Source organism: Micromonospora sp. IBHARD003, from assembly GCF_056106285.1.
On the sequence record NZ_JBWBBX010000001.1, the window covers coordinates 7,302,451 to 7,324,865 of the forward strand.

Here is a 22,415-nt window from a genome sequence, read left to right on the forward strand (position 1 = left end):
GAAAGGCCCTGTCTTGAGTACCGAAGCGTTTGTGTACGACGCGATCCGCACCCCGCGCGGCCGCGGCAAGGCCAACGGAGCCCTGCACGGCACCAAGCCGATCGATCTCGTCGTCGGTCTGATCCACGAGATCCGGGCCCGCTACCCCCAGCTCGACCCCGCGGCGATCGACGACATCGTCCTCGGTGTCGTCGGCCCCGTCGGCGACCAGGGCTCCGACATCGCCCGGATCGCCGCCATCGCGTCCGGACTGCCCGACACGGTCGCCGGCGTCCAGGAGAACCGCTTCTGCGCCTCGGGCCTGGAAGCCGTCAACATGGCGGCGATGAAGGTCCGCTCCGGCTGGGAGGACCTGGTGCTCGCGGGCGGTGTCGAGTCGATGTCGCGGGTGCCGATGGCGTCGGACGGCGGCGCCTGGTTCGCCGACCCGATGACCAACTTCGACACCGGCTTCGTACCGCAGGGCATCAGCGCGGACCTGATCGCCACCGTCGAGGGCTTCTCGCGGCGTGACGTGGACGAGTACGCCGCCCTGTCGCAGGAGCGGGCCGCGGCGGCCTGGAAGGACGGACGCTTCGAGCGCTCCGTCGTCCCGGTCAAGGACCGCAACGGTCTCGTCGTGCTCGACCACGACGAGCACATGCGCCCGGGGACGACCGCGGACTCCCTGGCCTCGCTCAAGCCGTCGTTCGCGGGCATCGGCGAGATGGGCGGCTTCGACGCCGTAGCGCTGCAGAAGTACCACTGGGTCGAGAAGATCGACCACGTGCACCACGCGGGCAACTCCTCCGGCATCGTCGACGGCGCCTCACTGGTCGCGATCGGCTCCAAGGCGGTCGGCGAGCGCTACGGGCTCACGCCCCGGGCGCGGATCGTCTCCGCCGCGGTCTCCGGCTCCGAGCCCACGATCATGCTCACCGGCCCGGCGCCCGCCACCCACAAGGCCCTGGCCAAGGCCGGACTGACCATCGACGACATCGACCTGGTCGAGATCAACGAGGCGTTCGCGGGGGTCGTGCTGCGCTTCGTGCGCGACATGGGGCTCTCCCTGGACAAGGTCAACGTCAACGGCGGCGCGATCGCGCTCGGCCACCCGCTCGGCGCCACCGGCGCGATGATCCTCGGCACGCTCGTCGACGAACTCGAGCGCCAGGACAAGCGGTACGGCCTCGCCACGCTCTGCGTCGGCGGCGGCATGGGTGTCGCCACCGTCGTCGAGCGCCTCTGACCGTCCTGTTCCCCTCACCGCCTCGCGCCACTTTCGCCGTACGGAGAAGCAGCAATGACCTCAACGCCGACGAGTTCCACCATCCGCTGGGAGCAGGACGAGACCGGGATCGTCACCCTCGTCCTCGATGATCCCAACCAGTCCGCCAACACCATGAACCAGGCCTTCCGGGAGTCGATCCAGGCGATCGCCGACCGCGTCGAGGCCGAGCAGGACGGTATCCGGGGCATCGTCTTCACGTCCGCCAAGAAGACCTTCTTCGCGGGCGGCGACCTGAAGGACATGATCCAGGTCGGCCCCGAGCACGCCCAGCAGGCGTTCGACATGGGCATGGGCATCAAGCGGGCCCTGCGCCGTATCGAGACCCTCGGCAAGCCCGTCGTCGCCGCGATCAACGGCGCCGCGCTCGGCGGCGGTTACGAGATCGCCCTGGCCTGCCACCACCGCATCGCGCTCGACGCTCCCGGCTCCAAGATCGGTCTGCCCGAGGTGACGCTGGGCCTGCTGCCGGCCGGCGGCGGTGTCACCCGCACCGTACGGCTCATGGGCATCGCCGACGCCCTGCTCAAGGTGCTCCTCCAGGGCACCCAGTACTCGCCGCAGCGGGCGCTCGAGAACGGCCTCGTCCACGACGTGGCCGCCACGCCCGAGGAGATGCTGGCCAAGGCGCGTGCCTTCATCGACGCGCACCCCGAGTCGCAGCAGCCGTGGGACGTCAAGGGCTACAAGATCCCCGGCGGTACGCCCTCGAACCCGAAGTTCGCCGCCAATCTGCCCGCCTTCCCGGCCAATCTGAAGAAGCAGCTGAACGGCGCCCCCTACCCGGCGCCGCGCAACATCCTCGCCGCAGCCGTCGAAGGCTCACAGGTCGACTTCGAGTCCGCCCAGGTCATCGAGGCGCGCTACTTCACCGAGCTGCTCACCGGTCAGACCGCGAAGAACATGATCCAGGCGTTCTTCTTCGATCTGCAGGCCGTCAACTCCGGTGCGAGCAGGCCCAAGGGCGTCGAGCCCCGCAAGGTCCGCAAGGTCGCCGTCCTCGGTGCGGGCATGATGGGCGCGGGCATCGCGTACTCCTGCGCCAAGGCGGGGATCGAGGTCGTCCTCAAGGACGTCGCCATCGACGCCGCACAGCGCGGCAAGGACTACTCGGTGAAGCTGCTCGACAAGGCGCTCAGCCGCGGTCGCACCACCGAGGCCAAGCGCGACGAGCTGCTCGCGCGGATCACGCCGAGCGCCGACCCGGCCGACCTCGCGGGGTGTGACGCGGTGATCGAGGCGGTCTTCGAGGACCCGGCGCTCAAGCACAAGGTGTTCCAGGAGATCCAGGGCGTCGTGGAGCCCGACGCCCTGCTCTGCTCCAACACCTCCACCCTGCCGATCACCCTGCTCGCGGAGGGTGTGGACCGCCCGGCCGACTTCATCGGGCTGCACTTCTTCTCGCCCGTCGACAAGATGCCGCTGGTCGAGATCATCAAGGGCGAGCGGTCCGGCGACGAGGCACTGGCCCGCGCCTTCGACCTGGTGCGCCAGATCAACAAGACCCCGATCGTCGTCAACGACTCCCGTGGCTTCTTCACCTCGCGCGTCATCGGCCAGTTCATCAACGAGGGCGTGGCCATGGTCGGCGAGGGCATCGAGCCCGCGTCGGTCGAGCAGGCCGCGGCCCAGGCCGGCTACCCGGCGAAGGTGCTCTCCCTGATGGACGAGCTGACGCTGACCCTTCCGCGCAAGATCCGGAACGAGTCGCGGCGGGCCGCCGAGGAGGCAGGCGGCACCTGGACGGGACACCCCGCGGACGCGGTGATCGACCGCCTCGTCGACGACTTCGGCCGCACCGGCCGCAGCGGCGGAGCCGGCTTCTACGACTACGTCGACGGCAAGCGGGCCGGTCTGTGGCCGGGGCTGCGGGAGCACTTCGGCAAGCCGGACGTGGACGTGCCCTTCGAGGACATGAAGGAGCGGATGCTCTTCTCCGAGGCCCTGGACACCGTCCGCTGCCTGGAGGAAGGCGTGCTGACGACGGTCGCCGACGCCAACATCGGCTCCATCATGGGCATCGGCTTCCCGGCCTGGACCGGTGGCGTGCTCCAGTACATCAACGGGTACGAGGGAGGCCTGCCCGGCTTCGTCGCCCGCGCGCGCGAGCTGGCGGCGGCCTACGGCGACCGCTTCGAGCCGCCCGCGCTGCTGGTGGAGAAGGCGGAGAAGGGCGAGGTCTTCGCCGACGCCTGATCCGGCTCGTCGACGACTTCCGCGACGTTCCTCGCAGGTTCCGCGACGTTCCGCGACGTTCCGCGAAGGACGGGTCCCCGCCGCACCACGGGGCCCGTCCTTCGCCGTGCAGATGAACACCCGTCAGGGTGCGCTCTTCCCTTCCGGGCCGGACCCGGAGCCGGGATCGGGGACGCGGTCGAGGAGCTCCGCGAGGACGTCCAGCCGCAGTGCCGCGCGAGGGACATCGGTGGGCGTGATGCTGTCCGGAAGCAACGGCTGGAACTCCGGTCCCGGCTCCACGCCGAGCGCCGCGATCCGGTCGCGTATGCGCTGCTGGAAGTCCTCAGGCGGGGTATACGGGCAGACGATGTCCCGCGGCTCGAAGATCGTCCAGAACATCTCCTCCTCGTGGGTCGGCAGCGCGTGCCAGGCCACGCGGCTCACCGAAGGGTCCGGCAGCGGGAACCGGAGCGCGGTCAGCGGCCTCGCCCAGCGCTGGATGCCCCGCCGCAGCATTCCGCCGGTACCGTCGCTCTCCGGCCATGCCGCAGGGAACCCCACGGCGAGGTAGCCGACGCGCTTTTTGAGATCGGCCCGGCGGGCGCCCTCGGCCACCTCGTAGGACCACGCCTTCTCGTTCCACCGCCACAGACGCGGGGACGAGCTGACCCGGACCACGGTCAGTTCCCAGTCCGGTCTGTATGTCCGCTTGACGTAGAGCCCGCCGGGCTCGAGCTGCGCGAATCGCATGGTCTTCCCCCCTCGGCCGGACAGACACCGGCCGTTGCCCCCTCACCGTAGGCCGCAGGGTACTGAACACGAGCTCCTGCCGCCTGCGGGTGGCCCGGCGTAGCACACTCGTGGCGGCCGCCGCCGTGGTGTTCGCGCTCGCGGTGCTGCTGGCGCCGGGCGAGGCCGTCGCCCCGGGGGAGAGGGGTCGCCGCGCCCGCCTCCTCCGGGGCCTCAGGGCTGTTCTTCGCGGTCCCGGTCGCTGCTGTCACCGTCGCCGTCGCGGTCGCCGGCCTGCGGGGAGCCGGTGGCGTCGGCGCCGAACGCCTCCCGCAGCTGTTCCCGCAGCGAGCGCTGGAACGCCGTCACCAGGGCCTGGATCACCATCGGCTGCATATGGGCCGAGAGCGATTTCATCGCGGCGATGTGATCCGGATCCGACTCGCGCTCCCGGTAGGGACTCCACACCTCGTCCCGGAACAGCCGGCTCAGCTCGTGCGCGGCCGCCCGGGCGTGCTCCAGCAGGACCGTACGGGAGGCGAGGATCGTCTCATGGGCGATGGGGACGTCCAGCAGCTCGATCCCCAGCCGCAGCAGACCGCCGTCGAGCCGGTACACCTCCGGGTCCCCGGTACGGTCCAGGACGCCCATCGCCGCGAGCCGGGCGACGTCCTGCGCCGAAAGGGGCCGGCCGGCGCGCCCCTCCAGCTCGGTGCGCGACACCTCCTCCGCGGACTCGGGGGCCCACGAGGCCACCAGGGCGCGGTGGATCGCCAGGTCGTGCGCGCTCAGATCGGCCGGCAGCTGCTCCAGATAGCGCTCGATCGCCGCCAGCGTCATGCCCTGGTGCTGCAGCTCCTCGATCAGGGCCAGCCGGGAGAGGTGGCCGGGGCCGTAGTGCCCGACGCGGCGAGGTCCGATCACCGGGGGAGGGAGCAGACCGCGGGTGCTGTAGAAGCGGATCGTACGAACGGTGACACCGGCGCGGGCGGCCAGCTCGTCGACGGTCAGTGTCGGCTCCTCGGTCTCGGTCGCCATGGTCTCCCTCGCTCCGTGCACGTGCCGCTCCGGTGCAACAGTATTGCTGTCTCACCAGTGTTGTGAAAGCGGCGGGGAATTCCCGGGTGACTGCTGAGACTGCGCTTCGGCCGGCACCTGAGCGCCTGAATCGGGCCGCCTTGAGCGTGCGGGCGGCCGGGGGAGTCCTGGCCGCAGGCTTCCCGGGGACACCACGCGTGCCGCGGCGTACGCTCGTCGGCAGGGGACGCGCGGCCGATCTGGTTGAGGTGGGCGGCGGGCCCATCGGGGACGGTCCGGCGCGCGGCGTCCACCGTCACCCCTCACTCATCGGACACCTCGTGCTCGTCGCTCGCCTCTCACGGCTCCGCGGTGAGCCGCTACCCGGACGAGACCGCGGGAGGATCCATGACCGCGCTCGGCGATCTGATCGAGATCGACGACCGGACCGTCCTGGTCCTCGGGCAGGAACTGCACCTCGAGCACGACCAGCCGGACGTCGCCAACGCCCTCGTACACCGGGTCGGCGACACCCTGGTGATGGTCGACACCGGCGTCACGGAGGCCTTCCGCGCGGCACTGCGGGCGGCGACCGAACGGGTCGGGCCCTGGTCCCGGGCACTGGTGCTGACCACGCACGGCCATCCTGACCACGTGGGCAACAACGATCTGGCCGACGAACTGGGTGTGCCGGCCGAGCACTACGTCCCCGCCCCTGACTTCGACCAGATGCGGGATCCGGCGGCGTACTGGGAGTGGTCCTTGGAGCGCATCGCCGGGTTGGCGCCGCTGCCCGCGCCCGCTCTGGCAGCCCGCAAGGTGATGTCGCTCTTCCAGCCCATGCGGCCCTTCGGCGCGACGACCCGGACGTATGAGGAGCGACCGCTGGAGCGGATTCGGATCGGCTCGCTGCGATTCATCGGATGGACCTTCGCCGACGGCGCGGTCCGTGTGCTGCGCAGCCATGGCCACTGCGCCGGGCATGTGATCGTGCACCTGAGCGACTGCGGCGTCCTCCATCTGTCCGACGAAGGCAACGGACCCTTCGGTCCGATGGCCGACGCCGACCAGCTCAAGATCCAGACCGTGCTCGGCGCCGTCTCCCTCCTCTTCGAGGAAGAAGAAGCCACACTCCTCACCGACGGGCACACCTTCGCCGTGCGCCGTGGAGCTGAGGTGGTGTCCCACCTGGACGGGCTGCTGGAGCAGGCCACCGTCCTCCAGAGGGCCGCTCTCGGACTGATCGGGGAGAGCGGGCGGGTTCGGCCGAGCGCGTTCGTCACCCGCTACGCGGAAGCCATCGTTGATCTGGGTGTCGCGGGGGTCAACCCGAACGCGATGTTCACCGCCATGATGGCGGTCAACCAACTCCGCGAGCTCGGGCTACGGCCGGAGTCCGACGGGGTCGACGCGCCCTGGTCCCGGCCCACCCCGCAGAATCCCGCGCCGACGCCCCCGTCGGTCCGACCCGGTGTGCGTGGCGGTCGTGGCAACCGTCCCCCCGGTGACGGTTGAACAACCGCACACGCGCACCAGGACAAGACCGTCTGTCAGATTGACGGGGGTGTCTTTGCTCAGGCCGTTGGTGACGTCGGATCCGGGATGCGGCCTCGGCCCGGCCCGGCAGCCCGGCTCCGGGGCCGCCGGAATGCCGGGATCACCAGGAGTCCGAAGCCGAGGGCCGCCGCGATGAGATGGCCGACGGTGGTGAAGTCCGGCAGCGGCCCGGGCCATTCGGCGCCACCGAGGGGCCAGGCGAGCACGAAGGCCACCCAGGGGATACGGCCCCAGAGAGGCAGGGCGATGGTGCCGAGCGCCATGACGGTCTGGGCGCCGTAACTGATTCCGTAGTCCAATTCCTGCCGTACGGATTCCGGATACCAGTCCTGCTGCAGTGCGACGGTGATGACGACAGCCGTGAGCAGGGTGGCCACGACATGCCCGCCGAGGAACACGGCTATGGCGCGTAGCGTGCCCAAACGGTGTTCGGCCCAGGCCAGGAAGCAGCAGACACCGAGGCCCAGGGTGATCAACGTGCCGATGAACTCGGGCGTGCCGAATTCCGTGAGCGTACCGTCGAAGAACAGCACACTGCCGAGCAGCGCGGTCACCGGATGGTCCTGCAGGTTGTCCAGGTTGGTGCTGACGTAACCCAACAGGCTGTCCGCCTTCTCGGCGGACAGACCGTAGACGACCCAGGCATGGCCGGCCAGCAGCAGGCAGACATAGGCGAGGGTCAGCGGTGCGCGGCGCGGGTACGCCAGGATGGGGCGGAGTAGTCCGCCCGAGTGGTTCTGTGGGGGTTTTGAGCTCATGACGTGACATTGTGCACATCGAACGGAAGGTGAGGACCGGTGGGGTGCCGGCAGTCGAGCGGCCCCGGCAGGATGGGTTTCACAATGCCAGGTTCCGGCCACGATGCGGTGCACAATCCACGGTTGGAGGGGCGTCGAAGGCACATTGCCCGCCGCCGCGGGAGAGTTCGACTTCGAGATATGACCGGCGAGCCAGCGGGTAAGTCGGCGATGCCGAGGTTCAGTTCCGGTGAACCGGCTAGAAGGGTCCTCAGGCGTCCCGGTATTGATCCCGGACCTCGGGGCATCGCCGGAAGCCGGCTGACGTGTAGGTGGCGACGGCGCCGGCATTGGAGCTCGGGGTACAGACGAGCGCGCTCGACGAGCCCAGCTCCCGGAGCGCGGCAGCTGCGGCGACGGTGATCGCCCTGCCGTGGCCGTGACGGCGATGCTCCCGGTGCACGCCCATCGGTTCGAGCAACCCGGGCTTCCCCGGACCGGCCGACCACACCGTCACCGCCGCCACCGCGTCGCCCTGGTCGTCGTACGCGACCAGGCACCGGGCGTCTGCGTACGGCAATCCGGCCGCCATCGCGAGCCAGTGCTCGTCCGTGAACCTCGACCCGTCCCACGCCGCCCGATGTACGCCGACAAAGACATGTGCCTGCTCCGGTCCGACCACCTCGATCCGCACACCTGGGTCCTCCACCGGCTCCGTCAGGTCACGGCGCAGCGGCGTCCACGGCTCGTCGGCGTTCCACCCGTACTCGACCAGCAGATCTCGGACCAGTGCGCCCAACGGCGCCTCGACACTCACCTTCTTCTCGGGCAGTACGCCGCGCTCCGGCTCGGTCACGTCTTCGACCACCCGCTGAGCCAGTTCCTCGTCCCGCTGGGAGTCGGGCGCGATCGTCAGCCGCAACAACCCGGGGCCGTCCAGCAGCCCGACGGCGAGAACCTGTCCGTCCCGGCTCCACGTCCTGACCGCCGCGGCGGTCGCCTCCGCACCCAGCCGCCAGAACCAGCCCAGGTCCCCTGGGTGCAGTTGCATCGGCGACCCGTCGTTCTGCCACTCCCGCAGCACGCCCACCGCTTCGCCCAGCCCGTCGACTCCCGGCTTGCCCAACGTCGTCGCCATACCCCCGATCACACACCACGGGACCGACGGACCGCACCCGGTTTCCGACCGGCCGTCATGGTGCTGTCAGAGGCGCCTCGTACGGTGTTCGCATGACGGGGATCACGTATGTGCGGGGCGATGCCACCACACCGCAGGGCAAGGGCGTCAAGCTCATCGCTCATGTCTGCAACGATCTGGGCGGCTGGGGCAAGGGGTTCGTCCTGGCGCTGTCGCGCCGCTGGCCGGAGCCGGAGAAGGCCTACCGGCGCTGGCACCGCGAGCGGGCGGATAACGACTTCGGCCTGGGAGCCGCCCAGTTCGTCCGTGTGGGCCCCTACACCTGGGTGGCCAACCTGGTCGGACAGCGGGGGATACGCACGGGCAGCAAGGGCGTGCCCGTGCGCTACGAGGCCATGGACACCGCTCTCGGGGCGCTCGGGGACAAGGCCGTGGAGCTCGGGGCGTCCGTCCATATGCCCCGGATCGGCTGCGGGCTGGCAGGTGGCACTTGGTCGCGGGTGGAGCCGCTGATAGCGCGGCGTCTCGTCGCGCGGGGCATCGCCGTGACGGTCTACGACCACGATGTCTAGTGCTGTGACCGGATAGGTTCACCGGCTCGCGGCGCCCTGCACGGCGTCTCGCTGCGTTGTCGAATCACCCGAGTACATCCAGTACAAGGCCGATCCTCCGCCTTGCGATACACCGCACCGGACGCCGCGAGCTTCCCGGCAAACCTATCCGGCCACAGCACTAGGCGCCCCGAGGCGCCTGGCGGTTTGGTGTGTACCTGACGCTAGAGTGCGGTGCTTGTCCGGTGTGGCGCATGGCGAACGGGGTGGGGCATGAGTGGGCAACTGAGGGAAAGAGCAACCGAGTTGGCTGACGTCCTATGGCGTGAGCACACCATGTACCGGGACCGCGCGGGTGGTGTGGTCATTCGTGGGGAGCACGTCCAGCGCTGGATAAGCCTCGCGCCGAGCGGCGGCCGGGACGAGATACTGCTTCGCGCGGGCCGCATCCTGGACGGCGGCACCACCGCGCCTGCCCGCTCGGAGGCGGTCGCGAGCCTCACCGCGGGCACGGGTCAACTGGCAGCGATATGTCGCCGGTTGCTGGCCGAGGCCGCAGTCGACGCCGGGCCGGCAGTCCCACGGGGCGGCAACCCCGCACGGCCCCGGAGGGCCGGACGGCCGACGCGTGCCGCACAGCCGAGGAGGACCAGGCGGCCGAAGAGGACCAGGCGGCCGGGCGGGACGGGTCGGCACACCAGTCTGGGGTCCTGGGTGGTCATCGTCTGCGTGGTCGGTGTCGTGGGTCTGTATGTCTACAACGCGGTCCGGGCGAACGGTTAGGTCCTGTCCGGGTGCTCGCACGGCGGCTTCCACCTCGAGGGACACGCGACACCTCGGTCATCCGTGCACCAGGCTCGAGGATCAGCTCAGGCCCGGGTGAAATGGTGAGCGAGGGCCGCATGGGGATCCTGGCCGCTCGGGTGCTCGTGATCGATGTGCACGGTCGCTCCCGAGAGCCGCGGCACCGCGTGCAGCAGTGCGTGCTCGGCGGCCACGGCGACGGTGTGGGCCTGGACGACGGTCAACTCCGGGTCGACCTGGACCGATGTCTCCGCGCGCAGGGCGTGACCGAGCCAGCGCATCCGTACGGTGCCCACGGCCCGGACGCCCTCGACGTGGGAGAGGGCGTGTTCGGCGCTGTCCACCAGGCCGGGATCCACGGCGTCCATCAGCCGGTGCCAGATCTCCCGGGCCGCACCGCGCAGCACCAGCAGGATCGCGACCGTGATCACCAGACCGATCAGCGGGTCCGCATAGCGCCAGCCCAGCGCCGATCCGCCCGCGCCCAGGAGCACGGCGAGCGAGGTGAACCCGTCGGTGCGGGCATGCAGCCCATCGGCGACGAGCGCGGCCGAGCCGATGCGTCGGCCGGTGCGGATACGTGACTGGGCCACCCATTCGTTGCCGGCGAAGCCCACGAGTGCCGCGGCGGCGACCGCAGGGAGATGCGTGACCTCCCGCGGCTCGAGCAGTCGCAGGACCGCCTCGTATCCGGCGAAGGCCGCGGACGCGGCGATGACCAGGACCACGAAGACCCCGGCCAGGTCCTCCGCCCGTCCGAAGCCGTAGGTGTAGCGGCGGGTGGCGGCCCGGCGGCCCAGCACGAACGCAAGGGCGAGCGGCAGAGCCGTGAGGGCGTCTGTCGCGTTGTGCACGGTGTCGCCCAGCAGTGCGACCGACCCGGACAGGGCCGCGATCACCGCCTGGACGACCGTCGTCACGGCGAGGACCCCGAACGAGAACCACAGTGTCCGCAGCCCTTCCGCCGAACCTTCCAGGGCGGCGTCGATGCGTTCACCGTGATGGTGATGGTGGTGAGGCGGATGGCCGTGCGGATGGCGCCTGAGGCGTCCGGACACGTGCTGCTGCTCATCTCCATGACCCGTCATGGACACCACCATGGCAGCCCGATCCCCTTGCAGCCACTGCCGAAAAGCGGCCTCCGACCAGCTGCGCAACGCTTGCGACTACTGCCTCGGGGCGGGAGACCCCGAGGAAGCGGTCGGACGGCCGGACCCGGTCCTGGCTGTCGCGACGGGACCACGACGGCGGCTGCGCCGTGGTCCCGTCCGCGATCGCCCGGACCGGACCTACTGCCCGGACGCCGTGACCGGGTAGTGGTCGGACAGGTTGCCGTACGTGTAGTCCTTGCCCCAGCTGGTGACGGTCCAGGGCGCGGTCTGCTCCTTGACCACCTCGTTCTTCCAGCCGGCCGGCTTCGCGTGCCCCGCGCGGTGCAGGACGTAGTCCAGGTCCTCACGCGGGTCGTCCGGGTAGCGGTCGGCGGCGATCGAGTTGTCCCGGGTGTCGAAGGAGTAGGGGTGCCCGGTGCGTGCGTCGGCACCCACCAGCCCGGCGTCGGACAGCATGGTGCCGTACTCGGAGGTACGGGAGTCCACGTTGAAGTCACCGGCGACGACGACCTGCTCGGACGCCGGGATGTTCTTGGAGTCGAGGAACGCGTCCATCGCCCTGAACTGGCGGCTTCGCATCCGCGCCGCCTCGCCGGAGCCGCAGCCCGGATCGGTGGACTGCGCATGTGTTCCGACGACGTGCACCTTCGTGCCGTTGACGTCCAGGACGACGTACACGAAGCCCTTGTTCGACCACCAGTCCGCCCCACAGGCGTCCTTGTAGACGTACTGCTCCTTGCGGACGATCGGCCATTTGCTCAGAACCGTGACACCGCCGTCCTCGGGGGTGGTGGCCGAGTACGATCCGCCGGTCGCGTCCCAGCCGCTCTTGGAACGGCCCATCACCGGGGTCTGGTACGGGTACTGCGCTGACGCGTTCTGCTTCAGCGCGTCGGAGGAGGAGTTGTCGAACGCCTCCTGCAGCACGACGACATCGTGGCCCTGAAAGAACGGGGCCGCGGGAATCGCCTTGGCACGGTGGTCCTGGCCCCAGTTCGGGTACAGGGTCTTGCTGAACAGGAAGGCGTTGTAGGTCAGCACCTTCAGGGACGGTGTCGCGGCGGAGCCGGCGGCCTCGGCCGACGACGTTGCCGCGGCCAGGGTGACGGCCGTGAGGGCCGTGGAGAGGGCTGCGCCGCAGACACGGCGGAGCGCGAAATGCGCCACTTGAACTCCCTATGGGGGGTGGGGAATTGGCCAGCGCGCACATCAAAGCAGCGGCAGTTACCTTCAGGTAACCGTCAGGTGCCCACTTTCTTGCCGCAGTCTCGCGATCCCGCGAACTTGTCCGGACAACTCGCCGGGTCACCCGCACACGGACCGGACCGCCGTGGAGGCGGCAGTCGGTGCCTCGTCGCCCCGTGCCTCGTCGCCCGCCGTACCTCCTCGCCCGCCGTGCTGAGCTCCCACCCCGGTGGCGGGCCTCCCACGGCACGGGCTGCCCGGCGGGGCCGCGCCGCGCCACCCGGAGCTCATGCGGAGAACCCATGACCCTGGCGGACGTGTGTACGAGGCTGTGATCGCATACTGGAAGCACAAGGGTGTGAGCCGATCCGCCCTCCAACCCCGGGAGGACCCGAGATGCGAAGGCCGGAGCCGGTGCCACCGCCCGTCGGAGGGGTGCTGTGGAGCCTCGCCGGTGACGTCCGCGCTCTGCTGATGCTGCCCGCGGCGCTGACCATGCAGGTCGCACACCCCGCCGTGGGGGCCGGAGTCGACGAGTACTCCGTCTTCCGCACCGACCCCTGGGGCCGGGGCGAGCGCTCCCTGCGCTCGCTCCAGCTGTGGGTCTACGGCGGCGAGGCGGCGGCCGAGGAAGGCCGGCGGCTGCGCGCCCTGCACCGGACCATCCAGGGCACCGACAGCCACGGCCGCAGCTACCACGCGCTCAGCCCGGAGTACTACTCGTGGGTTCATGCCACCGGCTTCCCCATCTACCAGTACGCCGGCCGCTATCTGTACCGCCCGTTCACCGAGGCCCAGGAGCGGCAGCTCTACGCGGAGTGGCTCCAGGTCGGCAGGATCCTGGGCATCCACGACCGGGACATGCCGGGCACCATCGAGGAGTTCTGGCCGTACTACCGCAAGGTCCTCGCCGATGAGCTCGAAGCCACGGCAGTCGTCCAGGACCTCGTCGCGACCGACCGCCCCATCCCGCCGCCGGACCGCGGCCCGTTCCCGCTGCGGCTGCTTCTGAGGCTCGGCTGGCCGGTGCTCATGCCGTTGTTCGTCCGCTTCCGGCGCTTCGTCACCATCGGGCTGATGCCGCCCGAGGCCCGTGACGCGATCGGTCTGCCCTGGACGGACCGCCAGGAGCGCACGCTTCGGCGCTTCTGCCGTGTCGTGCGGGCCGTGGTGCCCGTGCTCCCCGAACGGCTCCGGTATCTGCCGCTGGCGCGCGAGGCGCGCAGGGCCGCCCGGCGGGAGGCCGCACCGGATCTGTCCCGCAGCTGATCCGGTGCCCGCGGGCCGGTCGCACCCCGCCGTACTCCGCGACACTGCCGGTCCTGTCCTGCACACCACAGGAATCCGCACACCGCAGGAATCCTGCACACCACAGGAATTGGGCACATCACAGGAATCGGGCACACCACGGAAGGGAGCCGTGGGATTCATGCCGACGCGCGCCGCACCAGCGTCGTCGGGGTGATCACGGCGGTCGGGGCGACGGACGACTGTCCTTCGGCCAGCAGGCGCATCAGCAGCCGTACCATCAGCCGGCCGTTGCCCTCGATGTCCTGACGGACCGTCGTCAGCGGGGGGTCCATCGCCTGCGCGATCGCCGTCATGTCGTCGAATCCGACGAGGGCGACGTCCTCGGGCACCCGCAGGCCCCGCTCGTGCAGCACACCGAGCGCGCCCGACGCCATCAGATCGTTCGCGGCGAACACCGCGTCCAGGTCCGGGCGCCGGTCGAGCAGTTGCCCCATCGCACGCGCCCCGCTCTCCACCGTGAACGCCCCCTGCGCGACGAGGATCGGATCCACCTCACCCAGCACATCACGGAAACCGGCCACCCGGTCCAGCGCCGAGGTCTGGTCCCGCGGGCCGGCGATATGGGCGATCCGGCGGCGCCCGAGGGCCACCAGATGACGCACGGCGGCCGCGGCGCCCGCGCGATTGTCGCAGTCGACGTACGGCACCGGCGGCCCGGAACCGGCGCCCGGGCGGCCCCCGAAGACGACAGGCACTCCCGACTGACGGACGATCGCCGGGAGTTCCCCGTCGTCGTGCAGCGAGAAGGCGAGCGCGCCGTCGACATGTCCTCCGCGCAGATAGTGGGCGATCCGCTCGTGGTCGTCCGCCCCCTCCACCCACAACAGCACCAACTGCGAGTCGTGTGCCGCCAGTTCGCGGCTGATGCCGCGCACCTGCCGCTCGAAGAACGGATCCGAGAAGATCCTGAACTCGGGCTCGGCGATGATCACCGCCACCGCGCCGTTGCGCCGGGTGACGAGGGAACGCGCCGCACGGTTCGGCACATAGCCGAGTTCGGCGACCGCCTCACGCACCCGGTCCGCCAGTGGCGCACGTACTCCGGCGCCACCGTTGACCACGCGGGAGACTGTCGCCCTGGACACTCCGGCGCGGGCGGCGACGGCTTCCAGAGTGGGCCTGGCCCCGGTGGTCGGATCGGGCAACGGTGACTCCTCGTCTCCTCGTCGGCGTACCGGACCGTGTCAGTCGAGGGTATCCGCGGACGCCGTCGGCCGGTCAGGCCGACGGCGTCCGCGGTGTCCCGCTCAGCCCTGCTCAGTCCTGGTCGGTCCCCCTCAGCGGCTGTGCCGGTGCCCGTGGTCGTGGAGCCCGTTGGTGCGGGCGATCTGCTTCCACGACTTGGGCTGGGCCGCACGGGCGCCCGTGCGCGCGGCGTCCGGGGTCCGTGCGCCGCCGGGCGTCCCGGTGGCTTTGGCGCCACCGGCCGGTGCGGCCGGCTTGGACGGTTCGTACAGCCAGGTGTCGACGAGTGCGGCGAGCGGCTTCCCGGACCCCTTCTCGGCGTACTTCACGAAGTCGCCGACACTGGCGTTGCCGTTCGCGTTGGCGGTCGGCCAGCCCTTGAGGACGGCGAAGAAGGACTCGTCGCCGATCTCGCGGCGCAGGGCCTGCAGGGCGAGTGCGCCGCGGTCGTACACCGCGAGGTCGAACTGCTTGTCAGGGCCCGGGTCGCCGGGCTTCACCGTCCAGAACGGGTCCTCGGCAGGGTGCTGTGCGTAGACGTAGTCCGCGAGCTCCTGTGCGGTGCCCTCGCCCTCCTTCTCCGACCACAGCCACTGGCTGTAGCGGGCGAAGCCCTCGTTGACCCAGATGTCCTTCCAGCCCTTGACGGAGACGCTGTCCCCGTACCACTGGTGGGCGAGCTCGTGCACCACCACCGAGACGTTCGCGCCGTTCGCGAACTGCCGCGGGCTGTAGAACGGCCGGGTCTGGGTCTCGAGCGCGAAGCCGGTGGGGACGTTGGGCACATAGCCGCCGAGAGCGTTGAAGGGGTAGGGGCCGAAGACCTCCTCGAGCCACTCCGCGACCTCGATCGTGCGCTCGACGCTCGCCCGCGCGGCGCCCGCGTTGTCGCCGAGGTCCACGCTGTAGGCGTTGAGGACCGGCAGGCCCTTCGCGGTCTTGTCGGTCGTGATGTCGAACTTGCCGACGGCGAGTGTGGCCAGATACGACGCCTGCGGCTTGTTCGACCGCCAGTTGAAGCGGGTCCAGCCCAGACGCGAGGACTGCGACACCAGGATCCCGTTGCTGATCGCCTGCGTACCGTCCGGGACGGAGACCGAGATGTCGTAGGTCGCCTTGTCCAGCGGGTGGTCGTTGGACGGGAACCACCAGACGGCCGAGTCCGGCTCGTCCGCGGCGATGCCACCGTCAGGGGTGCGGTGCCATGCGGTGTAGCCGTCGACCTTCAGCTCCGAGGGCTTGCCCGCGTACTTCACCACCACCGAGACCGCCTTGCCCTTCTCCAGGGGCGCGGCAGGGGTGATCTCCAGTTCGTGGGCGCCGGTACGCGCGAACGACGCCTTCTTCCCGTTGACGCGGACTTCGCCGACCTGGAGCCCGAAGTCGAGGTTGAACCGGGACAGGTTCTGCTTCGCGGTGGCGAGCAGGGTCGCCGTGCCCTCCAGCAGGTCCGTCTTCGGCTGGTACTTCAGCCGCAGGTCGTAGTGCGACACGTCGTAGCCGCCGTTGCCGCTGGCCGGGTAGTAGGGATCTCCCATGCCCGGCGCCCCGGGTACGGAGTCGGCGGCCGATGCCGGGATCGCCAGCATGAGGGAGGCCGCGAGCGCGCTAGGGAGGAGGATTCTGCGATGCACGAGTGCTCCAAGTCGTCGGGGCTGATGATCTCTTCGGACCCTATTCATGCCTTCCGGCTCAGTCATGTCCATGGCCTCCGGTGTCACACGAATGGCATTCGGCCGACATGGTGCGGGCCGGTGTCCGCGCCGTCGGCGGCCCGCACTCGCGGGTACGGAGCGCCTGTGAGACGGAGATGCCGCGGGTACGGGGATGCCACCACCGCCCTGCACCGGCCGCCGTACCGCACCCTGTCGCACGGGAGTTGACCCCGGTACCGTGCGCCCATGCCGATACCCGCCCGGTACAGCCGCCTGCCTGCCGCCCTGGCTCTGTGTGCCACGCTCGCCGCGCCGGTGGTGAGCCCGCCCGCCCACGCGGCGTCCGCGCTGCAGGAGGCCGCGCATGCCCACGACCCGCAGCTGCCGCGCACCGGATTCGAGCAGTCCGGGGGAGCGCGCTGGACCAGCGAGCCCGAGGAAGCGGCGTTTCTCTCCGCCGTCGACCGTGCGAGCCGCCGGGTGTCGCTGAGCACCATCGGTGCCACCGCCCAGGGGCGCCCGCTGAGGCTCGTACGCATCGGGAACGGCCAACCCACCGCCGCGACCATGCTGCTGATCTGCAGTCAGCACGGTGACGAACCCTCCGGCCGCGAGGCGTGCCTCACCACCGTCCGTGATCTCGCCGGGGCACGCGACCCGTGGACCCGGCGCTTCCTGGACCGTACGACCGTGCTGGTCGTGCCCACCGCCAACCCGGACGGTCGCGCCGCCGACACCCGCACCAACGCGGACGGCGTCGACGTCAACCGCGACCACATCGCCCTCAGGACCGCCGAAGGCCGGGCCATGGCCGCCGTCCTGCGCGACGAACGTCCGAATATCGTCTATGACCTGCACGAGTACGGGGCGACCGCGCGCTACTACGACAAGGACCTCCTCTCCCTGTGGCCGCGCAACCTCAACACCGACGCGAAGGTGTACCGGGAGGCGCACACACTCTCCGAGTCGTACGTCCGGCCCGCCGCCCAGGACGCCGGATTCAGCACCGGCATCTACGGGATCTGGACCGACCCGGTCACCGGCGAACCGGTGAAGCAGGTCGCGGGTGACGGCCAGGAGCGCATCCTGCGCAACACCGCGGGCCTCAAGCACTCCGTGGGGATCCTCGTGGAGACCCGGGTCGACGCCCTCACCGAGGCCGAGAAGCAGGACCCGGCCCTGAACCACAGACGCCGTGTGTCGACCCAACTCGCCGCGCTGGAAGGAGCCTTCCGTTTCGCCGACGAGCGGCGCGCAAGGACGGTGGCAGTCACGGCACGCGCCAGGGCCGCGGGCTTCACCGACCGGGGGCCCGTCTATCTGGGCGGCGCCGACAACGACCCTGCGACCCCCGACGAGACCCTGGCCGACCCGCCGTGCGGCTACCGGCTCTCCGCCGCCCAGTACACGGACGTGCGGGACGAGCTGGCCCTGCACGGGGTCGTGTCCCTGCCCGTGGGGCCCGGCGGCCGCGACGGGGCATACGTACCCCTGCGGCAGTCCCAACGGGCTCTGGTGCCCTTGCTGCTCGACGGCCGGGCGGAGTACCACCTCGCTTCCGGGCAGCCGGTCACCGTCTGCTGACGGTCCGGCGGTCCGGCCGACGGCCTTTCACCATGCGCCAGGAGAGCGTCCGGCCGGGCGCCGCGCTCACCCGGCCAGTGCGGCGGCCTCGTACGCGCATCCCCACGCCACCGTCACTCCGGCGCCCCCGTGCCCGTAGTTGTGGATCAGCCGGGAGCCGGCGGGGGACGAGCCGGTGGGCTCCACCTCCAGCCGGACTCCCTTCGCCCGCACCGGACGCAGCCCCACACGATGGCCGATGACCCGGGCACCGGCGATCTCGGGGCGGACCCCCGCACAGCGCTCCACGATCGCCGCAGCCGTCGCCGGGTCCGGCTCGAGCGACCGTGCGCCGGGCTCGGCCGTGCCCCCCAGGACCAGCCTGCCGGGCTGCGGGAAGAAGTACGTGGTCGCGGGCGACTGCTCGTCCGCCGCGGTGAACCAGGAGTCGATGCCGGGATTCTCCACGAGCACCAACTGCCCGCGGACCGGGGTCATGCCGGGATCCGGCACCACTTCCCGGGCTGCGAGACCGGTGCAGTTGACCACCACGGGAGCCTCGGCCACGGCCTCGTCCAGCGATGCCACCGCCCGCCGCTCCACCACCCCGCCGGCCGTCTCGAGCCGGGTCCGCAGCCACTCCAGGTGCACCGGCATGTCGATCAGCGGCAGACGCGCCCAGAGCGCGGATCCGTACCCCTCCGGGACCTCCGCGGGCGGCAGTTGCCGCAGATCCGCCAACTGCCGCGCCCAGGGACCGAGCCCTTGGAGCTCCACCCTGGTGTGGATGCCCGGCACCAGCCGCACCCCGGTCTCACGCGGTCGCGCGGCCAGCTCCTCGTACACCCGCAGTGAGGTCAGCGACCAGGCACCCACCAACTCCTGCGGCTCGATCCGGTACGGCCACCACAGCGCACCGGCCAGCGCGGACGTCGTCGAACCCACCGGATCGCGGGTCCACACCCGCACCCGGCGGCCCTCACCGGCCAGCACGACCGCCGTGGTCAGCCCGATGATCCCGCCGCCCACCACGATCACATCGTCCGTACCGCGCCCGCCGCGCACACCGCCGCTCATGACCGGACCGTAACCCAATCCGTGAGGGGATGGTCACCTCTCGTCACGGCTGGGGATACTCCAGACATGTCTGCCGAGTACGCGACCTTCGAGCTGGCGCCGGCGACGAGGGCCGGGGGAGTCCTCGCCGACGGTGGCTATCAGGTCCACCGGGACTTCATGGACTTCATCGTCGACGGCCGGCCGCTGCTCTTCCAGCTCTCCGGCCTCGACGCCGTCTCACCGCTCGCCTCCGACATCCCTCCCGCGATACTGGCCCACCAGGTGCGCAGCCTCCTGCTCGAGGCCGAACCGCCGCTGCCCGGCGGGCGCTACGTCATCTACGGCTGTCCCGAGTGCCGCAGGGTCGGCTGCGGCGCCGTCACCGCGGTCATCGAGCGCGAAGGCGACGACTTCGTCTGGCGCGACTTCGCCTGGCAGACGGACGATGCCGCCGACCTCGCGCGCAACGGGTACCACGCGATAGGCCCTTTCCGCTTCCGGGCGGGCGAGTACCGCACGGCGCTGGAACGGCTGCTCGCGGACGAGGCGTCCCGTGCACCCCGCCGCGTCCTGCTCATCGGCGCCCGGGTGGCCCTCCTCGCCAGGCTCGCCGCCGCACTGCGCACCATCGGCATCGGGACGGAGATCACCGAGGACGCGGCGCAGGTGCCCGCCGAGGAACTGCGCACCTATGGGGCCGTGGCCTTCGGGCCCGCCGCCGGCGCGGACCGGCGTTCGGCGGTGCGTACGGTGTTCGAGGAGGCGGGCGTGGACATCGCGTGCGTCGACGGGCTCGCGCCGGTCGTTCCGCTGCTGGTCGCCCAGATCGAGCAGGCGCTCGACCGCAGCCCGCGGGAGCTCCGCCGGCTCACCGGGCTGACGGCACGGTCCGGCACCGCGGAGATCACCGTCACCTGGCGGTGCCGTGTGCGGCTCGTCGTCTACCGCCTGGACCGGTTCCACCGCACCCACACCCACGAGGTCTTCGACGGGACGCTGGAGCCGGGCACCCACCGCCTCGCTCTGGAGGACAGGGCGGTGAAGGGACGGTCCTTCGCGGTGGCGCGCACCCAGGGAGGTGTGCTCGTCGCGCCGGTGGAGCGCCGACCCGGCTGAGGCCGCCGTCACGGCCGCGGGGGGCCTGCTGCACCGCACCCCGGCCGGACCCCCGGGACTCGGCACCGCCATCCCCGTGCCACCGGGGGCCGCTCTGGCCGCCGGCGGGGCGGGGACAGGGGCTGGGGCCGTGCGGTCCCGGATAGGATCGGCACCCTCATGACTGCAACCCTCGTCGCCAAGGATCTCGCCGCCGGGCACGGCGAACGCTCGCTGTTCTCCGGTCTCGACCTGGTCGTCGCGCCCGGCGACGTCATCGGCCTGGTCGGCGTCAACGGCGCCGGCAAGTCCTCCCTGCTCCGGCTGCTCGCCGGCATCGACACCCCGGAACGGGGCGAGCTGCGGCTCTCACCCCCCGCAGCCGCCGTCGGACACCTCCCCCAGGAACCGGAGCGGCGCCCGGCGGAGACGGTCCGGCAGTTCCTCGCCCGGCGCACCGGCGTCGCCGCGGCCCAGGCCGCGATGGACGAGGCGACACAGGCCCTCGTGGACGGCGCGGCCGGCGCCGATGACGCCTACGCCGCGAGCCTGGAGCGCTGGCTGGCTCTGGGCGGCGCCGACCTCGAGGAACGTGCCGAAGACGTGGCCGACTCGCTCGGCCTGACCATCGGACTCGACCAGCCGATGACCTCTCTGTCCGGCGGCCAGGCCGCCCGCGCGGGGCTCGCCTCGCTCCTCCTCTCCCGCTACGACGTCTTCCTCCTCGACGAGCCGACCAACGACCTGGACCTCGAGGGTCTGGAGCGGCTGGAGAAGTTCGTCCTCGGTCTGCGCGCGGGGACGGTGGTCGTCAGCCACGACCGGGAGTTCCTGGCCCGCACGGTCACCAAGGTCCTCGAGCTCGACCTCGCCCAGCAGCAGATCACCCTCTACGGCGGCGGCTACGAGGCCTATCTCGAGGAACGGGATACGGCACGCCGTCACGCACGCGAGGAGTTCGAGGAGTACGCCGGCAAGAAGTCCGCCCTCGAGGACCGCGCCCAGATGCAGCGCGGCTGGATGGACAAGGGCGTGAAGAACGCACGGCGCAAGGCCGGCGACAACGACAAGATCGGCCGTAAGTTCCGCAGCGAGGCCAGCGAGAAGCAGGCGGCCAAGGCCCGCCAGACCCAGCGGATGATCGAGCGCCTCGACGTCGTCGAGGAACCCCGCAAGGAGTGGGAGCTGCGCATGGAGATCGCGGCCGCGCCCCGCTCCGGTGCGGTGGTCGCCACACTGCGGGACGCCGAGCTGCTGCGGGGCGACTTCCGCTTCGGACCGGTGTCGCTGCAGATCGACTGGGCCGACCGGGTCGCCATCACCGGCGCCAACGGCGCGGGCAAGTCCACCCTGCTCGGGGCCCTCCTCGGCCGTCTCGCACTGGACTCCGGGCATGCGGCGCTGGGCTCCGGCGTCGTCGTCGGCGAGGTCGACCAGGCACGAAAGCTCTTCCACGGCACGGAGACCATGCTGGACGCCTTCTGCGCGGCCGTTCCCGACACCGAGCCCGCGGACGTGCGCACGCTGCTGGCCAAGTTCGGCCTCAAGGCCGCCCATGTGCTGCGCCCGGCGGTGACCCTGTCCCCGGGCGAACGGACCCGCGCCGCGCTCGCCCTGCTCCAGGGCCGCGGCGTGAACCTCCTCGTCCTCGACGAGCCGACGAACCACCTGGATCTGCCGGCCATCGAGCAGCTGGAGTCCGCACTCGGCTCGTACGACGGCACTCTGCTGCTGGTCACGCACGACCGGCGGATGCTGGAGGCGGTCCACACGACCCGCCGCATCGAGGTGGCGGACGGCACGGTGACGGAGTACTGATGCACGACCCACTGACCCGACTGCTCGCGCTCATCGGCGATCCGGACGCCGATGTCGACGAGACGATCGACCTGGCCGACGAGATCGCGGCGTCCGGCGAAACGGCACTGCTGCCCCGCCTGGAAGCGGAACTCGACCGCAGCGTCGGCGAAGGCGACGCCTACGCCCGTGAGCTGCTCGGCGGGGTGATCGCGGCACTCGGCGGTGTCCAGGTGCTGCCGGTGCTGCTGCGTGCCTCCGCCGTGGATCTCGGCGACGGCGAGGACGGGCTGGCGGCGGAGATCGTCGACCTGGTCCACGCGGACCCGCCGACGGCGCGCGCCCTGCTCGCGCCGCTGAGCGGGGACGAGGACCCCGCCGTACGCGATCGCGCGGAATGGGCGCTGAGGTTCGCCCCCTGATGCTGCGCACCGGGGTGCGGCATGGTCCGCCGCACCCCGGGATGGCTCAGCCG

General features: G+C 71.0%; 19 protein-coding genes. 10 read left to right on the forward strand and 9 right to left on the reverse strand.

The window, feature by feature from the left end:
- Positions 1-13 precede the first annotated feature (13 nt).
- Positions 14-1,228 carry an acetyl-CoA C-acetyltransferase gene (locus ACTWOL_RS32035; protein ID WP_474300351.1) on the forward strand — a complete coding sequence of 405 codons (1,215 nt, stop codon included), beginning with the start codon at positions 14-16 and terminating at the stop codon, positions 1,226-1,228.
- A gap of 54 nt (positions 1,229-1,282) precedes the next feature.
- On the forward strand, positions 1,283-3,463 hold the full coding sequence (locus ACTWOL_RS32040; RefSeq protein ID WP_474300352.1) for a 3-hydroxyacyl-CoA dehydrogenase NAD-binding domain-containing protein: 2,181 nt from the start codon (positions 1,283-1,285) through the stop codon (positions 3,461-3,463).
- Positions 3,464-3,586: 123 nt separating this feature from the next.
- On the opposite strand, the gene ACTWOL_RS32045 is transcribed toward ACTWOL_RS32040, so the two are convergent.
- Positions 3,587-4,195, reverse strand: coding sequence for a hypothetical protein (locus ACTWOL_RS32045; protein ID WP_474300353.1), 609 nt, complete (start codon positions 4,193-4,195; stop codon positions 3,587-3,589).
- 213 nt (positions 4,196-4,408) lie between these two features.
- Entirely contained in the window at positions 4,409-5,212 is an 804-nt protein-coding gene (locus ACTWOL_RS32050; RefSeq protein WP_474300354.1) for a MerR family transcriptional regulator, read from the reverse strand.
- Between the two features lie 351 nt (positions 5,213-5,563).
- On the opposite strand from ACTWOL_RS32050, the gene ACTWOL_RS32055 reads away from it, so the two are divergent.
- A complete protein-coding gene (locus ACTWOL_RS32055) occupies positions 5,564-6,706 on the forward strand; it encodes an MBL fold metallo-hydrolase (protein WP_474300355.1) in 1,143 nt (380 codons plus the stop codon).
- A gap of 59 nt (positions 6,707-6,765) precedes the next feature.
- Here ACTWOL_RS32055 and ACTWOL_RS32060 read toward each other — a convergent pair whose 3' ends face one another.
- Together ACTWOL_RS32060 and ACTWOL_RS32065 are read right to left on the reverse strand one after the other, a co-directional pair.
- On the reverse strand, positions 6,766-7,506 hold the full coding sequence (locus ACTWOL_RS32060; RefSeq protein ID WP_474300356.1) for a rhomboid-like protein: 741 nt from the start codon (positions 7,504-7,506) through the stop codon (positions 6,766-6,768).
- A 250-nt stretch (positions 7,507-7,756) separates the two neighbouring features.
- Positions 7,757-8,623, reverse strand: a complete 867-nt coding sequence (locus tag ACTWOL_RS32065; RefSeq protein WP_474300357.1) for a GNAT family N-acetyltransferase — start codon at positions 8,621-8,623, stop codon at positions 7,757-7,759.
- Positions 8,624-8,715: 92 nt separating this feature from the next.
- On the opposite strand from ACTWOL_RS32065, the gene ACTWOL_RS32070 reads away from it, so the two are divergent.
- Together ACTWOL_RS32070 and ACTWOL_RS32075 are read left to right on the forward strand one after the other, a co-directional pair.
- Positions 8,716-9,195 (forward strand): macro domain-containing protein, encoded by a 480-nt coding sequence (locus tag ACTWOL_RS32070; protein WP_474300358.1) that lies wholly within the window; start codon positions 8,716-8,718, stop codon positions 9,193-9,195.
- Positions 9,196-9,480: 285 nt separating this feature from the next.
- On the forward strand, positions 9,481-9,957 hold the full coding sequence (locus ACTWOL_RS32075; protein ID WP_474300359.1) for a hypothetical protein: 477 nt from the start codon (positions 9,481-9,483) through the stop codon (positions 9,955-9,957).
- 86 nt (positions 9,958-10,043) lie between these two features.
- Here ACTWOL_RS32075 and ACTWOL_RS32080 read toward each other — a convergent pair whose 3' ends face one another.
- Both ACTWOL_RS32080 and sph read right to left on the reverse strand, forming a co-directional pair.
- Positions 10,044-11,066, reverse strand: coding sequence for a cation diffusion facilitator family transporter (locus tag ACTWOL_RS32080; protein WP_474300360.1), 1,023 nt, complete (start codon positions 11,064-11,066; stop codon positions 10,044-10,046).
- A 201-nt stretch (positions 11,067-11,267) separates the two neighbouring features.
- Positions 11,268-12,257 carry a sphingomyelin phosphodiesterase gene (gene sph, locus ACTWOL_RS32085; RefSeq protein WP_474300361.1) on the reverse strand — a complete coding sequence of 330 codons (990 nt, stop codon included), beginning with the start codon at positions 12,255-12,257 and terminating at the stop codon, positions 11,268-11,270.
- Positions 12,258-12,671: 414 nt separating this feature from the next.
- Between sph and ACTWOL_RS32090 the strand changes: the two genes are divergently transcribed.
- Positions 12,672-13,544 carry an oxygenase MpaB family protein gene (locus ACTWOL_RS32090; protein ID WP_474300362.1) on the forward strand — a complete coding sequence of 291 codons (873 nt, stop codon included), beginning with the start codon at positions 12,672-12,674 and terminating at the stop codon, positions 13,542-13,544.
- A 158-nt stretch (positions 13,545-13,702) separates the two neighbouring features.
- Here ACTWOL_RS32090 and ACTWOL_RS32095 read toward each other — a convergent pair whose 3' ends face one another.
- Together ACTWOL_RS32095 and ACTWOL_RS32100 are read right to left on the reverse strand one after the other, a co-directional pair.
- Complete coding sequence (locus tag ACTWOL_RS32095; protein WP_474300363.1) at positions 13,703-14,731, reverse strand: LacI family DNA-binding transcriptional regulator; 1,029 nt, start codon at positions 14,729-14,731, stop codon at positions 13,703-13,705.
- 132 nt (positions 14,732-14,863) lie between these two features.
- On the reverse strand, positions 14,864-16,405 hold the full coding sequence (locus ACTWOL_RS32100; protein WP_474300364.1) for a M1 family metallopeptidase: 1,542 nt from the start codon (positions 16,403-16,405) through the stop codon (positions 14,864-14,866).
- Positions 16,406-16,672: 267 nt separating this feature from the next.
- Between ACTWOL_RS32100 and ACTWOL_RS32105 the strand changes: the two genes are divergently transcribed.
- Positions 16,673-18,010, forward strand: coding sequence for a M14 family metallopeptidase (locus ACTWOL_RS32105; RefSeq protein ID WP_474300365.1), 1,338 nt, complete (start codon positions 16,673-16,675; stop codon positions 18,008-18,010).
- A 66-nt stretch (positions 18,011-18,076) separates the two neighbouring features.
- Here the strand turns inward: ACTWOL_RS32105 and ACTWOL_RS32110 are convergent, their stop codons facing one another.
- Positions 18,077-19,066 (reverse strand): NAD(P)/FAD-dependent oxidoreductase, encoded by a 990-nt coding sequence (locus ACTWOL_RS32110; RefSeq protein WP_474300366.1) that lies wholly within the window; start codon positions 19,064-19,066, stop codon positions 18,077-18,079.
- A 66-nt stretch (positions 19,067-19,132) separates the two neighbouring features.
- Here ACTWOL_RS32110 and ACTWOL_RS32115 point away from each other — a divergent pair, with 66 nt between their 5' ends.
- From ACTWOL_RS32115 to ACTWOL_RS32125, 3 genes are all read left to right on the forward strand, one after another.
- On the forward strand, positions 19,133-20,164 hold the full coding sequence (locus ACTWOL_RS32115) for a hypothetical protein (protein WP_474300367.1): 1,032 nt from the start codon (positions 19,133-19,135) through the stop codon (positions 20,162-20,164).
- Positions 20,165-20,323: 159 nt separating this feature from the next.
- Positions 20,324-21,961 carry an ABC-F family ATP-binding cassette domain-containing protein gene (locus ACTWOL_RS32120; protein WP_474300368.1) on the forward strand — a complete coding sequence of 546 codons (1,638 nt, stop codon included), beginning with the start codon at positions 20,324-20,326 and terminating at the stop codon, positions 21,959-21,961.
- The gene (locus ACTWOL_RS32125; RefSeq protein ID WP_474300369.1) at positions 21,961-22,362 is read left to right on the forward strand and encodes a hypothetical protein; all 402 of its coding nucleotides are present in this window, start codon (positions 21,961-21,963) and stop codon (positions 22,360-22,362) included. The genes ACTWOL_RS32120 and ACTWOL_RS32125 overlap by 1 nt, the downstream gene beginning before the upstream one ends.
- Positions 22,363-22,415 lie beyond the last annotated feature (53 nt).

Excerpts from the sequence above, each read along its gene's own strand:
- ACTWOL_RS32040 (WP_474300352.1), top strand. The coding sequence starts at position 1,283 with ATGACCTCAACGCCGACGAGTTCCACCATCCGCTGGGAGCAGGACGAG.
- ACTWOL_RS32045 (WP_474300353.1), bottom strand. The coding sequence starts at position 4,195 with ATGCGATTCGCGCAGCTCGAGCCCGGCGGGCTCTACGTCAAGCGGACA.
- ACTWOL_RS32050 (WP_474300354.1), bottom strand. The coding sequence starts at position 5,212 with ATGGCGACCGAGACCGAGGAGCCGACACTGACCGTCGACGAGCTGGCC.
- ACTWOL_RS32060 (WP_474300356.1), bottom strand. The coding sequence starts at position 7,506 with ATGAGCTCAAAACCCCCACAGAACCACTCGGGCGGACTACTCCGCCCC.
- ACTWOL_RS32065 (WP_474300357.1), bottom strand. The coding sequence starts at position 8,623 with ATGGCGACGACGTTGGGCAAGCCGGGAGTCGACGGGCTGGGCGAAGCG.
- ACTWOL_RS32070 (WP_474300358.1), top strand. The coding sequence starts at position 8,716 with ATGACGGGGATCACGTATGTGCGGGGCGATGCCACCACACCGCAGGGC.
- ACTWOL_RS32080 (WP_474300360.1), bottom strand. The coding sequence starts at position 11,066 with ATGACGGGTCATGGAGATGAGCAGCAGCACGTGTCCGGACGCCTCAGG.
- ACTWOL_RS32090 (WP_474300362.1), top strand. The coding sequence starts at position 12,672 with ATGCGAAGGCCGGAGCCGGTGCCACCGCCCGTCGGAGGGGTGCTGTGG.
- ACTWOL_RS32105 (WP_474300365.1), top strand. The coding sequence starts at position 16,673 with ATGCCGATACCCGCCCGGTACAGCCGCCTGCCTGCCGCCCTGGCTCTG.
- ACTWOL_RS32110 (WP_474300366.1), bottom strand. The coding sequence starts at position 19,066 with ATGAGCGGCGGTGTGCGCGGCGGGCGCGGTACGGACGATGTGATCGTG.
- ACTWOL_RS32115 (WP_474300367.1), top strand. The coding sequence starts at position 19,133 with ATGTCTGCCGAGTACGCGACCTTCGAGCTGGCGCCGGCGACGAGGGCC.
- ACTWOL_RS32120 (WP_474300368.1), top strand. The coding sequence starts at position 20,324 with ATGACTGCAACCCTCGTCGCCAAGGATCTCGCCGCCGGGCACGGCGAA.
- ACTWOL_RS32125 (WP_474300369.1), top strand. The coding sequence starts at position 21,961 with ATGCACGACCCACTGACCCGACTGCTCGCGCTCATCGGCGATCCGGAC.